Annotated in this window: 16 protein-coding genes; 13 read left to right on the top strand and 3 right to left on the bottom strand. The window is 60.3% G+C overall.

What is annotated here, in order from left to right:
• Nucleotides 1–239: 239 nt before the first annotated feature.
• From coxB to BUA36_RS13765, 5 genes are all read left to right on the top strand, one after another.
• On the top strand, nt 240–1,463 hold the full coding sequence (gene coxB / locus BUA36_RS13785) for a cytochrome c oxidase subunit II (protein ID WP_072785372.1): 1,224 nt from the start codon (nt 240–242) through the stop codon (nt 1,461–1,463).
• Nucleotides 1,464–1,479: 16 nt separating this feature from the next.
• On the top strand, nt 1,480–3,075 hold the full coding sequence (ctaD, locus tag BUA36_RS13780; protein WP_072785370.1) for a cytochrome c oxidase subunit I: 1,596 nt from the start codon (nt 1,480–1,482) through the stop codon (nt 3,073–3,075).
• Between the two features lie 111 nt (nt 3,076–3,186).
• The gene (locus BUA36_RS13775; protein ID WP_072785368.1) at nt 3,187–3,729 is read left to right on the top strand and encodes a cytochrome c oxidase assembly protein; all 543 of its coding nucleotides are present in this window, start codon (nt 3,187–3,189) and stop codon (nt 3,727–3,729) included.
• Nucleotides 3,729–3,923 carry a DUF2970 domain-containing protein gene (locus BUA36_RS13770; RefSeq protein WP_072785366.1) on the top strand — a complete coding sequence of 65 codons (195 nt, stop codon included), beginning with the start codon at nt 3,729–3,731 and terminating at the stop codon, nt 3,921–3,923. The genes BUA36_RS13775 and BUA36_RS13770 overlap by 1 nt, the downstream gene beginning before the upstream one ends.
• A gap of 21 nt (nt 3,924–3,944) precedes the next feature.
• Nucleotides 3,945–4,814, top strand: a complete 870-nt coding sequence (locus BUA36_RS13765) for a cytochrome c oxidase subunit 3 (RefSeq protein ID WP_072785364.1) — start codon at nt 3,945–3,947, stop codon at nt 4,812–4,814.
• Nucleotides 4,815–4,936: 122 nt separating this feature from the next.
• On the opposite strand, the gene BUA36_RS13760 is transcribed toward BUA36_RS13765, so the two are convergent.
• Nucleotides 4,937–5,143: a twin transmembrane helix small protein gene (locus BUA36_RS13760; protein WP_072785362.1), complete on the bottom strand. Its 207-nt coding sequence runs from the start codon at nt 5,141–5,143 to the stop codon at nt 4,937–4,939.
• Nucleotides 5,144–5,175: 32 nt separating this feature from the next.
• Between BUA36_RS13760 and BUA36_RS13755 the strand changes: the two genes are divergently transcribed.
• The 8 genes from BUA36_RS13755 to BUA36_RS13720 all read left to right on the top strand — a co-directional run bounded on the left by BUA36_RS13755 (nt 5,176) and on the right by BUA36_RS13720 (nt 11,785).
• A complete protein-coding gene (locus BUA36_RS13755) occupies nt 5,176–5,913 on the top strand; it encodes an SURF1 family protein (RefSeq protein WP_072785360.1) in 738 nt (245 codons plus the stop codon).
• Complete coding sequence (locus BUA36_RS13750; protein WP_072785358.1) at nt 5,891–6,505, top strand: SCO family protein; 615 nt, start codon at nt 5,891–5,893, stop codon at nt 6,503–6,505. Before BUA36_RS13755 ends, BUA36_RS13750 begins: the two co-directional genes overlap by 23 nt.
• Nucleotides 6,506–6,521: 16 nt before the next feature.
• Nucleotides 6,522–7,676 (top strand): COX15/CtaA family protein, encoded by a 1,155-nt coding sequence (locus BUA36_RS13745; protein ID WP_072785356.1) that lies wholly within the window; start codon nt 6,522–6,524, stop codon nt 7,674–7,676.
• Nucleotides 7,677–7,689: 13 nt separating this feature from the next.
• Nucleotides 7,690–8,586, top strand: coding sequence for a heme o synthase (gene cyoE, locus BUA36_RS13740; protein WP_072785354.1), 897 nt, complete (start codon nt 7,690–7,692; stop codon nt 8,584–8,586).
• A gap of 73 nt (nt 8,587–8,659) precedes the next feature.
• The gene (locus BUA36_RS13735; protein WP_139260551.1) at nt 8,660–9,337 is read left to right on the top strand and encodes a hypothetical protein; all 678 of its coding nucleotides are present in this window, start codon (nt 8,660–8,662) and stop codon (nt 9,335–9,337) included.
• A 358-nt stretch (nt 9,338–9,695) separates the two neighbouring features.
• The gene (locus BUA36_RS13730) at nt 9,696–10,151 is read left to right on the top strand and encodes an FKBP-type peptidyl-prolyl cis-trans isomerase (RefSeq protein WP_084560150.1); all 456 of its coding nucleotides are present in this window, start codon (nt 9,696–9,698) and stop codon (nt 10,149–10,151) included.
• Nucleotides 10,152–10,154: 3 nt separating this feature from the next.
• Nucleotides 10,155–10,736: an SCO family protein gene (locus tag BUA36_RS13725; protein WP_072785350.1), complete on the top strand. Its 582-nt coding sequence runs from the start codon at nt 10,155–10,157 to the stop codon at nt 10,734–10,736.
• 11 nt (nt 10,737–10,747) lie between these two features.
• Nucleotides 10,748–11,785 carry an AI-2E family transporter gene (locus BUA36_RS13720; RefSeq protein ID WP_072785504.1) on the top strand — a complete coding sequence of 346 codons (1,038 nt, stop codon included), beginning with the start codon at nt 10,748–10,750 and terminating at the stop codon, nt 11,783–11,785.
• Here the strand turns inward: BUA36_RS13720 and BUA36_RS13715 are convergent.
• A complete protein-coding gene (locus BUA36_RS13715) occupies nt 11,782–12,576 on the bottom strand; it encodes a substrate-binding periplasmic protein (protein ID WP_072785347.1) in 795 nt (264 codons plus the stop codon). The two genes, BUA36_RS13720 and BUA36_RS13715, sit on opposite strands and share 4 nt — an antisense overlap.
• Before the next feature lie 29 nt (nt 12,577–12,605).
• On the bottom strand, nt 12,606–13,943 hold the full coding sequence (locus tag BUA36_RS13710) for a hemolysin family protein (RefSeq protein WP_072785345.1): 1,338 nt from the start codon (nt 13,941–13,943) through the stop codon (nt 12,606–12,608).
• Between the last annotated feature and the right edge of the window lie 62 nt (nt 13,944–14,005).

Genomic DNA, 14,005 nt, shown 5'->3' with positions numbered 1-14,005 from the left:
TCACTAATTTTGCCAGCGTGTCACGTCGCCAGCTATAAATCCGCGACCCCAGGCGAAATCAGGTTATATCGAGCACGAACGAGCAGTTGAATTAAGCAGAATCGAGCGTCGGCGTTGTTCCGCAGAAGGTTGTGGGCAGGCAGGCGTCAGTTGTTTAAGGAGCGTCGCCGGTTCAGTTCACCGATCAGCCGGTAAGACGTTAAAAAAATATTTTAATTTCTTGGGCAGTTGGGGAAAACATGAAATATGCGAAGCGACTTCAAGCGTTGATGCTCGGGCTGTCGATGTTGGCAGCGGGTATGCCAGCGTGGGCAGCTGAAACCGCAGCAAGCACGGGCACCTATGCCGCAGCCACCGGCGGCACCGGCGGACCTATCGCCGGGGAACTGAATCTACAGCCTCCCGCCACCCAAATCGCCACCGAAGTCTACAGCCTGCACAACTGGATGATGGGCGTCTGCCTGGTCATCTTCGTCGCTGTGTTTGGCGTGATGTTCTATTCGATCATCAAGCACCGCAAGTCGCTGGGCCACAAGCCGGCCACCTTCCACGAATCCACTGCGGTTGAAATAGCCTGGACCATCGTGCCGTTCCTGATCGTGATCGGCATGGCGCTGCCTGCCACGCGCACGGTGGTGGGCATGAAGGACACCTCCAATGCCGACATCACCATCAAGGTCACCGGCATGCAGTGGAAGTGGGGCTACGATTACCTCAAGGGCGAGGGCGAGGGGATTTCCTTCCTGTCCAACCTGTCCACGCCGCGCGCACAAGTCGGCGCACCGGGCTTTGAGCCGACCGAGAAGCGCGGCGACAACTACCTGATGGAAGTCGATAACGAGGTGGTGGTGCCGGTGCACCGCAAGATCCGCATGGTGACCACCGCCAATGATGTGATCCACTCGTGGTCGATTCCGGCGTTTGCGGTGAAGCAGGATGCGATTCCTGGCTTCGTGCGCGATACCTGGTTCAAGGCTGAACACACGGGTGTTTTCCGCGGCTACTGCTCGGAGCTGTGCGGCAAGGAGCACGCGTTCATGCCGATCGTGGTGCGCGTGGTCACGGATGCCGAGTACAAGACCTGGGTCGACGGCAAGAAAAAAGAAATGGCCGCGCTGGCTGATGATCCCAACAAAACCTGGACGATCGATGAGCTGAAAACCAAGGGCGAAAAAGTCTACAACACCAACTGCGTGGTCTGCCACCAGGCCAACGGCAAGGGTGTTGCAGGCGCGTTCGCACCGCTGGATGGCTCGGAAGTGGTCAACGGTCCCAAGGCGGAACAGATCAACGTTCTGCTGCACGGTAAGAAGAGCGGAAAATATTCCGCCGAAATGCCCGCTTGGAAGCAACTGTCGGATACGGATATCGCGGCTGTGATTACTTACACCCGCAATAGCTGGTCGAACAAGGCCGCCGAGAACATCGTTCAACCAGCCGAAGTCGTGGCTGCACGTAAGTAATCAGGAGCGTTACAACATGAGCACTAGCACTTTGGATCACGCACACGACCACGGGCACGATCACGCACATGACCATCCGCACGGTCTGTCGCGCTGGCTGTTCGCTACCAACCACAAGGACATCGGCACCTTGTACCTGTGGTTCTCCTTCATCATGCTGCTGTCCGGCGGCGTGCTGGCGCTGGCCATCCGTACCGAGCTGTTCAAACCTGGCCTGCAATTCTTCCAGCCGGAGTTCTTTAACCAGCTGACCACCATGCACGGCCTGGTGATGGTGTTTGGCGCCATCATGCCGGCCTTCGTCGGCTTCGCCAACTGGATGATCCCGCTGCAGATCGGCGCCTCGGACATGGCGTTTGCGCGCATGAACAACTTCTCGTTCTGGCTGCTGCCACCGGCAGCGCTGCTGCTGGCGACCTCGTTCCTGGTGCCAGGCGGCGCCACGGCGGCCGGCTGGACGCTGTATGCGCCACTGTCGACCCAGATGGGCATGGGCATGGACATGGGTATTTTCGCGATGCACCTGATGGGCGCGTCGTCGATCATGGGGTCGATCAACATCATCGTCACCATCCTGAACATGCGCGCACCGGGCATGACCTTGATGAAGATGCCGATGTTCTGCTGGACCTGGCTGATTACCGCCTACCTGCTGATCGCCGTGATGCCGGTGCTGGCTGGCGCGATTACCATGACGCTGACCGACCGCCACTTCGGCACCTCCTTCTTCAACGCTGCCGCTGGCGGCGACCCGGTCATGTACCAGCACATCTTCTGGTTCTTCGGCCACCCGGAGGTGTACATCATGATTCTGCCGGCGTTCGGCATCGTCTCGCAGATCCTGCCGGCGTTCGCCCGCAAGCAGCTGTTCGGCTACGCATCGATGGTCTACGCCACCGCGTCGATCGCAATTCTGTCCTTCATCGTCTGGGCGCACCACATGTTCACCACCGGCATGCCGGTGACCTCGCAGCTGTTCTTCATGTACGCGACCATGCTGATCGCGGTGCCGACCGGCGTCAAAGTGTTCAACTGGATCGCTACCATGTGGCGCGGTTCGATGACGTTTGAAACCCCGATGCTGTTTGCGGTGGGCTTCATCTTCGTGTTCACGATCGGCGGCTTCACCGGCCTGATCCTGGCCGTGACCCCGATCGACATCCAGCTGCAGGATACCTACTATGTGGTGGCGCACTTCCACTACGTGCTGGTGGCCGGTTCGCTGTTCGCGCTGTTTGCCGGTTTCTACTACTGGTCGCCGAAATGGACCGGCCATATGTACAACGAAACCATGGGCAAGATCCACTTCTGGCTGTCGCTGATCACCTTCAACGTGACCTTCTTCCCGATGCACTTCCTGGGCCTGGCCGGCATGCCGCGCCGCTACGCCGACTACTCGGCGCAGTTCACCGACTTCAATATGATCGCCACCATCGGCGCGTTTGGTTTCGGTCTGTCGCAGGCGTTCTTCCTGTTTGGCGTGATCATCCCGACTATCCGTGGCGGCAAGAAGGCGGAAGCCAAGCCATGGGATGGTGCGGAAGGTCTGGAGTGGACTGTGCCGTCGCCGGCGCCGTTCCACACCTTTGAAACCCCACCGCAGTTCAAATAATCATGAACGGCCAAAAGAAGCCGAACAACCTGCGCACCGCCCTGTTCCTGGGCGGGGCAGCGCTGTTCTTCTTTGTCATGGTGTTCGTCAAGCGCATCTGGCTGAGCTGACATGACGCCCGCCAACCGCACCCTGCTGGGCAAGCTGATCGTCATTGCAGTCGCGATGTTCGGCTTTGCCTATGCGCTCAATCCGTTCTACCGCCAGATCTGCGAAGCGCTGGGGCTGAACGTGTTGACGCAGAAGGACGGCACCGTGGAATTCGACAAGAACACGCAGGTCGACAAGACCCGTAACGTGACCATCGAATTCGACGGCAATGCGCAAGGCCCGTGGCGTTTCCGCCCGACGCAAGCCAGCATGACGGTGCATCCGGGCGAGTTGAACACGGTGATGTATGAAGTGGTCAACATGCAGCCGCGCGAGATGAATGCGCAGGCGATACCAAGCTATGCGCCGCAAAACGCGACGCCGTATTTCAAAAAAGTTGAGTGCTTCTGCTTCAAGCAGCAAACCTTGAAGGCCAGTGAAGCGCGGCAGATGCCGGTGGTGTTCTACATCGATCCGAAACTGCCCAGGGACGTTAAAACGATCACGCTGTCGTACACCTTCTTTGAGGTGGGCGGCGGCCTGGTCAAGACGGCGGCCAACTGATGAGTAAAAAGCCCGGCTTCCTGTATTCGATGAAGGCTGTGCTGTGGTCGTTTGTCGGCCTGCGCCGCAAGCGTGATTTTGATGAGGACCAGCAGGGCTTGAACCCGTTCCACATCATCCTCGCGGCCTTGCTGGCCGTGGCTGTGTTCATAGGATTACTGATATCAATCGTCAAACTCGTAGTAGCTAAATAAAAGTTGATTAGGGAGATGAAGATGAGTTCCACAAGTTCACATGGCGCCGCAGCACCGTATTACTTCGTGCCCGGCCCATCGCGCTGGCCGCTGCTGGCAGGCCTGTGCCTGCTGGTGACCATGGCAGGCGCATCTGCCTGGGTCAATGACGTGTCGTGGGGGCCGGTGGCCAACCTGCTGGGCATCGTTGGTACGCTGATCGTGCTGTATTTCTGGTTTGGCGACGCCATCAAGGAGTCGGAAGGTGGCTTGTACAGCCAGCGCATAGACCATTCCTATCGCTGGTCGATGGGCTGGTTCATTTTCTCCGAGGTGATGTTCTTCGGCGCGTTCTTCGGTGCGCTGTTCTATGCGCGGACGATTTCCATGCCGTGGCTGTCGGACCTGGACCATAAATTCATCTGGCCGGATTTTGCACCGCACTGGGGTAATGTCGGCCCGGCCGGCACGGTGGAAGAGTTCCGGACCATGGGGCCGTTCCCGATCCCGACCATCAACACCGCGCTGCTGCTGACCTCGGGCGTGACGCTGACTATTTCCCACCACGCGCTGCGTGCTGGCCACCGCGCGCAGACGGCGTTTTGGCTGTTTGCTACCATCCTGCTGGGTGCCGTGTTCATGGGCTTCCAGGCGTATGAGTATCACCATGCGTACACTGAGCTGAACCTGAAGCTGACTTCGGGCATCTACGGTTCGACCTTCTTCATGCTGACTGGCTTCCACGGCTTCCACGTGACGATGGGCGCGATCATGCTGTCGGTGGTGCTGTACCGGGTGCTGCGTGGCCACTTCACGCCGGATCACCACTTCGCGTTTGAAGGCGCGGCGTGGTACTGGCACTTTGTGGACGTGGTCTGGCTGGGGCTGTACGTCGTGGTCTACTGGTTATAAAATCCAGATAGACAAAAGCCGCACTCCGGTGCGGCTTTTTTTATGCGTCAGACCCAAAGCGCAACGCCAGCCGCGGGGTCTGACCCCGTACGGGGTCAGACCCCTGCAGGCCGCAGTGCGGGTTAGGCGGTGCGGATGCCTGTCGGATGGATATAGCCCAGGCGATAGGCCAGCAGGATCAGCAGGAACAGGGTTATCGACAGCGCCACGCGCACTGCCAGCGCGCGCACGGTGTTGTTGCTGCGGCCCTTGTCGCGCATGAGGAAAAAGAACGCCGCCCCCAGGCTGCCGAGTATCAGGATGAACGCGATGGCAACAGCAATTTTCATAGCATGAGGAGTGACGGTTTGATCGAGGTTCCATTGTAATGGCGTTCCGCTTTAAATTGATTCCTTTCGTGGCCACGGTGCTGGTGGTGGTCGTCGGCGTACAGCTCGGCAATTGGCAGCAGCGCCGCGCCGAGCAGAAAATAGCGCTTCAGGAAAAACTGGCGCAGGGCGCCCATGCCGCGCCTGTCATGCTGGACGGCGCGCCCGTCGCGGCCGATGCCGTGGACTGGCACCGCGTCACCGTCAGCGGTGAATTCGTGCGCAGCTGGCCGGTGTATCTGGACAACCGGCCATATCAGGGCAGGGCAGGCTTCTATCTGCTGATGCCATTCAAAATTGCCGGATCGAATATGCACGTGCTGGTGGAGCGTGGCTGGCTGCCGCGCGATCCGGCCGTGCGCGACAAGCTGCCTGCCTATGCCACGCCGGAAGGCATGGTCACACTGCAAGGTGTGGCTCGCCTGAATGCCGGCCATGTGCTGGAACTGGGCAGCGCGCCGCCATTGACGCCCAACGCCATCGTACAGAACGCCGATCCGCTGCAACTGGCCAGGGACAGCGGCCTGACCATGCAGCCTTTCGTGATTGAGCAAGGCGCGCCAGCCCAGCCGTCCGGCGACGATGCGCAGATGGTGCGCGACTGGCCGGCGCCGTCGCTGGGCGTGGAAAAACATCAGGGCTACGCCTTTCAGTGGTACGCACTGTCGGCGATGGCGGTTATCTTTTTTGTCGTGAACGGATTCAGACGTGGAAAAACCAAACAACCCTAAACGCGGCCGCTGGAAGCTGATTGCAGTACTGGCCGTGTGCGCGGCGCCGCTGATTGCGTCATACTTCACCTATTACGTGATCAAACCCAAAGGCGGAGCAACCAATTACGGCGCGCTCATCGATCCGCGCAACTATCCGATTCCCGCCATGGCCAGCGCCACACTGGACGGCAAGCCGGCCAAGCTGGAGGATTTCAAGGGTAAATGGATTATGCTGAAGGTAGGCCCATCCGATTGCCAGCAGGACTGCCAGGACCAGCTGTTTGCCATGCGCCAGTTGCGTACCATGCAGGGCAAGGAGATGGAGCGTATCGAGCGCGTGTGGCTGATTACCGACGAGCAGCCGCTGGAAACCATGCTGTTGCGCGTGAACGACGGCACCCACATGCTGCGCGCACCGGCCGATGTGGTGGCCAAGTGGCTGCCGCTGGAGGGCAGTGGGGACCGTTTGTCCGACCATGTATATTTGATCGACCCGCTGGGCAACCTGATGATGCGCTTCCCGAAAGGGGCGGTGTCCAGCGATGTCGAGAAGGTCAAGCGGGTCCACAAGGACATCGCAAAATTGTTGAAGGCTTCGGCCATCGGTTAAAGAATAGGTAACGCAGATGCACCTCACCCTTGCTCAAATGGCTATCACGGCGCTGCTGATTGCGTTGCTGCCGGCCGCCATCGTCTGGACTTCATCGGACGCCAGTAAGTACCGCAAGCTGGTGTGGGTCTGCGTGTTCCTGACGTTCGACCTGATCGTGTTTGGCGCTTTTACGCGGCTGACCGATTCCGGCCTTGGCTGCCCGGATTGGCCGGGCTGCTATGGCGCCGCCAACCCGTTCCTGGCGCATGAGCAGATCGTGGCCGCCGAGGCGCTGATGCCGACCGGCCCGGTCACGGTGGTGAAGGCGTGGATCGAGATGATCCACCGCTACCTGGCCATGACCATCGGCGTGCTGATCGTCGCGATGATGGCGCAGTCCTGGTACCAATGGCGCAAGACGCGGCGTATCGAATACGCGCCTTGGCTGCCGACGGCCCTGTTTTTCTTCGTCTGCCTGCAGGGCGCGTTTGGCGCATGGACCGTGACGCTGAAGCTGCAGCCGGTGATCGTCACCATCCACCTGCTGCTAGGCATGGGCTTGCTGTCCATGCTGGTGTGGTACGGCGGCCGTCAGAACCATCTGATCGCGCCGCGCACCGTGGTCAGCGCCTCGCCACCGGCCATGCGCAACATCCGCATCCTGGCGGGCGTGACGGCCGCGCTGCTGCTGGTGCAGCTGGCGCTGGGCGGCTGGACCAGCACCAATTACGCGACGCTGGCGTGTACCGATTTCCCGCTGTGCGGCGGCCAGGTGATCCCGGACATGGACTTCGAACACGGCTTCACATTGTGGCGCGAGCTGGGCAAGACGGCCGCCGGCCACTACCTGCCATTCCAGGCGCTGACCGCGATCCACTGGGTGCACCGCAATTTCGGCATCATCGTGGCGCTGGTGGCCGGTTATACGGCGTGGCGTGCGTGGGGGCATGATGTGCTGCATAAAACCGCCCGCAACATCGCGCTGGCGCTGGCGGCGCAGATCCTGACGGGCATCGCCACCATCTACCTGAGCTTCCCGCTGACGATCGCCGTCTTGCACAACGCCGGGGCGGCGCTGCTGGTACTTTTGCTGACCATGTTAAACTACAAGGCTAAGTACCAGTACGACATTGCAAAAAAGGCAGCATTCGGCGCCTCGCATCCCTCCACGTCGACGGTACGGCATTGATTAAGTATCGCTCATGACCACGCAAACCGTAAGCAGCAAACAGCAGAACCGCGCCTCGCAATTTTGGGCGTTGACCAAACCGCGCGTCACCATGATGGCCGTGTTCTGTGCCGTCATCGGCATGTTCCTTGGCACCTCGGATGGGCTGCCGTCGCTGTCGCTGGTGCTGTACGCAACCGTCGGCATCTGGCTGCTCACGGGCGCGGCGTTTGCCGTCAACTGCCTGGCCGAGCGCGAGATCGATGCGCGCATGGCGCGCACTGCGCGCCGTCCCATGGCGCTGGGGAATATCTCGGTGTCGCAGACCGTGGTGTTTGCGCTGGTGATTGGCGGCGCGGGCATGTGGGTGCTGTACTCGCTGGTCAATCCGCTGACCATGTGGCTGACCTTTGTGACCTTCCTCGGTTACGCCATCATCTACACCATGATTCTGAAGCCGTCGACGCCGCAAAATATTGTGATCGGCGGGCTGTCGGGCGCGATGCCGCCGGCACTGGGGTGGGCGGCCGTGGCCAATGATGTGCCGATGGAAGCATGGCTGCTGGTGCTGATCATCTTCGTCTGGACGCCGCCGCATTTCTGGGCGCTGGCCCTGTACCGCCGCGATGACTATGCGAAGTCCGGCCTGCCGATGCTGCCGGTCACGCACGGCATGAAGTTCACCCAGTTCCACGTCTGGCTGTATTCGATCGCACTGGCGGCAACCACGCTGCTGCCGTTTGCGGTGCAGATGAGCGGCCTGATCTATCTGGTCAGCGCGGTCATCCTGAATGCCGTCTTCCTGCGCCATGCGTGGAAGATCTACCGCCACTACACTGACCTGATCGCACGTAAGGCGTTCACCTGGTCGATTGTCTACCTGGGCCTGCTGTTCCTGGCACTGCTGGTGGATCACTACATCAAGCTCTAAGGCGTGACAAAGCGCGTATTTCTGTTTTGAACAAGATGTTATGCTGCGCGGCTGGTAACTATTTACTAGCCACATGCTTGTTCATCCACGCCGGAACTTTGCTGGTTTAACCGCGGTCGCCCTGTTGCATGTGGCGCTGCTGTGGTTTGCCACGCGTCCTGTGCCCAATCGCCAGACACAAGACGAGCGCGTGTGGATACAGCTGTTTCAAGCTGCGCCACCACTACCGAAAGCGGTGCCAGTCCAGACCATGCAGGTGCCAGCCGCGCCGACATCACCGAAACGGTTAGCAGAGGACGCGCCAGCGCCCGCTGTGCCAGTCACGCAATCACCGCCGGCACCGGCACCGTCAGACACGCCTGAAGAACTTGCCCTGCTGGCCGATCCGCAGGCTGCGCTGCCAGCAGACGTCAAACAGCAGATGTTGAAGATCGCTGGCGCCATTGACCGTGAACTGCGCGCCCAACAGCGGCAAGGCTTTAGCGCGCCCGTGGATACGCCAGCCACGCGGCTGGCCAAAGGCGTGGCCGCAGCCCATGCGGCGGTCAAACCGAAATGGTATGAAGCCGCCCGCGTCGAACTGTTCAGCGCGCCCAACGACCCCAAGCGTATCTACCGCGTCATTACCGCCACTGGCGAGTACTGCCTGTTTTACCCCGACAAAGGCAGCATTTCGGCCAACAGCAATCCCAAGTCAGGCTGGGCCAGTTTCGGTCAGCCGACCGCGTCGACGTGCCCGATTCCGTTTTAATATGCATTGCAGCCGACAAAAAATGGCGTTCTCTTGTTGAGACTCATGAACATTACTAGAAGAACAGGAACAGGTCTTCGGATTACGTGCCAACCTCGTTATCGACGCAGCCGTTCCGCTAAAGAAAAACGGCAAAGTGCGCACTTCTCATTTGGGAACGGTGGTCGCACGCATGATTGGAACCGCGCTCGGTAAGTAACTTCCCTGGTAACTCGCCTGGCCTGATTGCAGCCGCCCTGGTGGGCTGGCTGGCCTCAACTTCATTGATGTTTGCCTCTTTTTGGCAATCGTTGATAATGGCGACATATTGCTTAGATTGTCTCAAGCAAAAACAAGTTCACCTGAAAGACACACACTGATGAAAAAAGTTCTCGCCCTGGCATTGATTTCGGTTTCCCTACTGGCTGGCTGTGAGCGCGCGAAGACGCCGCAGCAGGCCTCGGCCTCGGCCTCAGCCTCAGCCTCAGCCTCGGTGGCGGTCCTGCAGAAGACCGATACGGTAGTGGGTACCGGCAAGGAAGCCGTGGCAGGGACGGAGGCGGTGGTGAACTACACGGGCTGGCTGTATGTGCCAGATGCGCCGCAGCAGCATGGCGCGCAGTTCGATTCTTCGATTGGCCGTGCGCCGTTCAGCTTCCCGCTTGGCGGCGGTCAGGTCATCAAGGGCTGGGACGATGGCGTGCAGGGCATGAAAGTCGGCGGCAAGCGTACCCTGATCGTACCGCCAAGCCTGGGCTACGGCGATAATGGCATCGGTCCGATCCCGCCCAACGCCACGCTGATCTTTGACGTTGAACTGCTGGACGTACGCTAAGCCATGAAAAAACTCTTTGCTTTTGCCTTGATCGCATTGGCGCTGCTGGCAGGCTGTAGCGAGAAACCGGCGCCGGCGTTCAAGAGCACCGATCTCACCGGTGCATCGTTCGGCAAGGACTTCGCGCTGACCGACCATAACGGCAAGCCGCGCACCATGGCCGACTTCAAAGGCAAGGTGGTCATCATGTTCTTCGGCTATACCCAATGCCCGGATGTGTGCCCGACGACCATGGCCGAGATGTCGGAAATCATGAAGACGCTCGGTCCGCAGGCCGACCAGGTGCAAGTGCTGTTTGTGACGGTCGATCCTGAGCGCGATACGCAACAGCTGCTGGCGGAGTATGTGCCGGTGTTCGACAAGCGCTTCCTGGGGCTGTATGGCACGCCGGAACAGACTGCTGCCGTGGGCAAAGAGTTCAAGGTCATGTACAGCAAGGTGCCAGGCAAGGATCCGCGCAGCTATTCGATGGACCACACCGCCGCCAGCTATGTGTTCGACAAGCAGGGCAAGATACGCCTGCTGATCCGTCCAGGCCAGCCAGTGTCTATCACGGTTCAGGATCTTAAACTGCTGCTCTCATGATCGGACAACGCATGCAACAGCGCTTCCAGCCTTTTACCCGCCTTGCCGCCGTGATCCTGCTGGTGATCGGCTGCCTGATTGTGCTGCGGCCGTTCCTGGCGGCGATCTTGTTTGCCGCAGCCATTACGATTTCCAGCTGGCCGCTGTACCTGCGCCTGCTCGGCAAACTCAGGCAGCGCCGCACGCTTGCCGCGCTGGTGATGAGCGTGGGCCTGACCTTGCTCATCATCGTGCCGCTGGCGCTGGTGACGTGGAATATCGCCGGCAACGCTTCCGACTTCTATGACCAGATCAAGGACGGCCTGGGCAGCGGCACGCTCGATCCACCGGCCTGGCTGAAGGATATTCCGGTAGTGGGGGAGGCGGCTTACACTTATCTGGGCAAGCTGCTGCACAGCCGCGAAGAGCTCATGAACGTGGCCAAGAATTTGCTGGAACCGGCGCGCCGTTTGTTGCTGGGCGGCGGCATGGTGCTGGGCAGTGGCGTGGCGCAGGTCAGCTTGGCGGTGTTTGTCAGCTTCTTCCTGTACCGCGACGGCCAGGCCATGTTGCAGGCACTGGCCACCGGCATGAACAAGCTGATTGGCGAACAAAGCGTGACCGTGGCCGATACCGTCAGCCGCACTGTGCGCGGCGTGATGTATGGCTTGCTGGGCACCGCGCTGGCGCAGGCGGTGGTGGCGGCGATTGGTTTCCTGATTGCCGGCGTGCCGGCCGTGGCGCTGCTGTCGGTGGCCACTTTCCTGTTCTCGCTGATACCGGTTGGTCCACCACTGATCTGGGGCGGTGCGACCATCTGGCTGTTCAACCAGGGCAGCACCGGTTGGGCTATCTTCATGTTTGTGTGGGGAATGTTTGTCATCAGCGGCGTCGACAACGTGGTCAAGCCGGTGCTGATTTCGCGCGGCTCCAGCTTGCCATTCATCCTGGTGCTGCTGGGCGTGATGGGCGGCGTGCTGGCGTTTGGTTTCGTCGGCCTGTTCATTGGCCCGACCCTGCTGGCAGTGGGCCTTGGCCTGCTGCGCAACTGGACTGGCAACGCGCTTTAAAAGTTGATGAGTCTGGCCGCCAGTTCGGGATCGAGGTGACGTTCAAAGATGCGCTTCAGCGTGCCGTCTTCGCGCATGGCGCGGATGGTCTGGCTGAAGCGCGCGGCCATCGCTGCATCCACGCGCTGACGTGACAGGATCAGTCCACCCACCAGCGCTTCCTTCTGCGGCGACCAGTCCATGACACGGTAGCTGCCCGCCACCTGCTGATGCTTGACCAGCGGATACCAGCCGACGCTGAGCGCCATCATGGCCTGTACCCGTCCCACTTTGAACAGGCGCAGCAGGGCAGGGTAGTCCGGCGCTTCGTAAACGCGTCCTTGCGCGCGCAAGCGGTCCAGCCAGGCGTCGTAGACTTTGCCGTGGCGGAAGGACTTGATGACGCCGATTTTGATACTGGGATCGGCCAGGAAATCGTCCATGCTGCGGACGCTGTCACTGACGTCCTTGTGCAGCAGCACGTAATTGTGTTCGGCGATGTAGGGGACCACGCGCGCGAATTTTTCCCGGTCCGGTGTCGCCATGGCGGATACCGACATGTCGAGACTGCCCGCGACCAGGCCAGCCCAGATGCGGACGCGGGAATCGGTAGACGCTTCGATGACGCAGCCCATGCGGCGCGCCACCTCATCGACGACATCCTTGTCGATGCCGGTCCAGCTGCCGTCGGCAGCCTTGTAGTAGAACGCGCCGTATTCGTAGAAGGCGCTGCGCAGGTGGCCGCAGTTTTCCGCGGCGGCGGCACCGCCCAGGCCGAGCAGGGCGCTGCACAGGATAAGCCGGACTAGCATAACTCCTCCCTGGCGCCCCAGGGCGCCGGTCAGTCCTGGTCGGCGTTATCCTCGGTATCGTCTTTCGGGATCACCTTGACCAGCAGAATGCGCGGACCGTTCATTTTCTTGGCGACGATATCAAAACCGCGGAAGCTGATGCGTTGCCCCTGTTTCGGGATATCGCCCAGTTTCAGCATAATCAGGCCGCCTACCGATTCTACCTCTTCCAGGCCCAGTTCTTCATTTTCTATATCGATGCCCAACGTGCGTTCCAGCGAGAAGATCGGCAGGCTGGCTTTGCCGATCAGCGTGCCGTCCGGCTGCTTGAGCCAGTCGTTCTCGTTGAGGCGGAACTCGTCGTGGATCTCGCCGACCATGGCGCCCAGCAGATTGTCCAGCGTGACGAAGCCCAGCGGGCGCTTGCCTTTTTCGCCAATCATCGCAAAGTGCGGCGCGCCGTCGCGGAAGCGGCGGAACTGCTCCAGCGCCGGGGTGCGCGCGGAAATCGTTTCCACCGGCCGCAGGAACGGAATCAGGTCGGTGATTGGTTTGCCGGACTGCATGGCAAAGAATAAATCTTTCAAGTGCACCACGCCCAGCACGGTGTCGCCATCCTTGTCGTAATACGGGTAGCGGCTGAAGCGGTTGCGCAGCATCGCGTCCAGGTTGTCCTTGAGCGAGCGGCTGGCACTCAGGCTGATAACCTCATTAATCGGACGCATCAGGTCGGAGACGGACAGATCGCTGAAATCGAGCGAATGGGCCAGGATGTTGCGTTCGTCCTGGTTGAACTTCTCGCCAGGCTGGCTGGTACGCAGTATCAGCTTGAGTTCTTCGACGGAGTAATGGCTGTCGTGGCTGCCCTTGCCCGCCAGGCCAGCCAGGCCGAGCACCATATTGGCGCTGGCGTTGAGCAGATAGATGAACGGGTACATGGCCCAGTAGAAACCATACAGCGGCAGCGCGGACCACAGGCCGATCACTTCCGGCATACGGATCGCCAGCGACTTGGGCGCCAGTTCGCCGACCACGATGTGCAGGAACGAGATGACACCAAATGCAAACACGAAAGCGATGCCGTGCACCAGCTCGGGCGACGTGATGCCAACCAGCGTCAGCAGTGGTTCCAGCAGGCCGGCAAAGGCCGGTTCACCGACCCAGCCCAGGCCCAGCGAGGCCAGCGTAATACCCAGCTGGCAAGCGGACAGATAAGCGTCCAGCTCGCCGTGCACCTTGCCGAGGATGCGCCCCTTGAGTCCCTGTGTCTTGGCGATGGCGCGCACGCGCGTTTTTCGCAGAGTGACGATGCCAAATTCGGCAGCGACGAAGAAACCATTCAACGCCACCAGAAAGATGGCGAGAACGACAAGCAGGAAGTTTTGCATAGGGGCCGAGCGGCGGTTTTCCGTAATTGAAACCCGCATCTTAAACGACTCAGCACGAATAC

The organism is Duganella sacchari, from assembly GCF_900143065.1.
Classification (GTDB): Bacteria; Pseudomonadota; Gammaproteobacteria; order Burkholderiales; family Burkholderiaceae_D; genus Rugamonas; species Rugamonas sacchari.
This window is presented reverse-complemented; position numbering and strand designations above follow the sequence as displayed.

Bases quoted from the DNA above. Each gene is read 5' to 3' on its own strand.
- BUA36_RS13720 (WP_072785504.1), top strand. From the start codon at position 10,748: ATGCAACAGCGCTTCCAGCCTTTTACCCGCCTTGCCGCCGTGATCCTG.
- BUA36_RS13735 (WP_139260551.1), top strand. From the start codon at position 8,660: ATGCTTGTTCATCCACGCCGGAACTTTGCTGGTTTAACCGCGGTCGCC.
- cyoE (WP_072785354.1), top strand. From the start codon at position 7,690: ATGACCACGCAAACCGTAAGCAGCAAACAGCAGAACCGCGCCTCGCAA.
- BUA36_RS13730 (WP_084560150.1), top strand. From the start codon at position 9,696: ATGAAAAAAGTTCTCGCCCTGGCATTGATTTCGGTTTCCCTACTGGCT.
- ctaD (WP_072785370.1), top strand. From the start codon at position 1,480: ATGAGCACTAGCACTTTGGATCACGCACACGACCACGGGCACGATCAC.
- BUA36_RS13775 (WP_072785368.1), top strand. From the start codon at position 3,187: ATGACGCCCGCCAACCGCACCCTGCTGGGCAAGCTGATCGTCATTGCA.
- BUA36_RS13770 (WP_072785366.1), top strand. From the start codon at position 3,729: ATGAGTAAAAAGCCCGGCTTCCTGTATTCGATGAAGGCTGTGCTGTGG.
- BUA36_RS13765 (WP_072785364.1), top strand. From the start codon at position 3,945: ATGAGTTCCACAAGTTCACATGGCGCCGCAGCACCGTATTACTTCGTG.
- BUA36_RS13745 (WP_072785356.1), top strand. From the start codon at position 6,522: ATGCACCTCACCCTTGCTCAAATGGCTATCACGGCGCTGCTGATTGCG.
- BUA36_RS13725 (WP_072785350.1), top strand. From the start codon at position 10,155: ATGAAAAAACTCTTTGCTTTTGCCTTGATCGCATTGGCGCTGCTGGCA.
- BUA36_RS13710 (WP_072785345.1), bottom strand. From the start codon at position 13,943: ATGCAAAACTTCCTGCTTGTCGTTCTCGCCATCTTTCTGGTGGCGTTG.
- BUA36_RS13760 (WP_072785362.1), bottom strand. From the start codon at position 5,143: ATGAAAATTGCTGTTGCCATCGCGTTCATCCTGATACTCGGCAGCCTG.
- BUA36_RS13715 (WP_072785347.1), bottom strand. From the start codon at position 12,576: ATGCTAGTCCGGCTTATCCTGTGCAGCGCCCTGCTCGGCCTGGGCGGT.
- coxB (WP_072785372.1), top strand. From the start codon at position 240: ATGAAATATGCGAAGCGACTTCAAGCGTTGATGCTCGGGCTGTCGATG.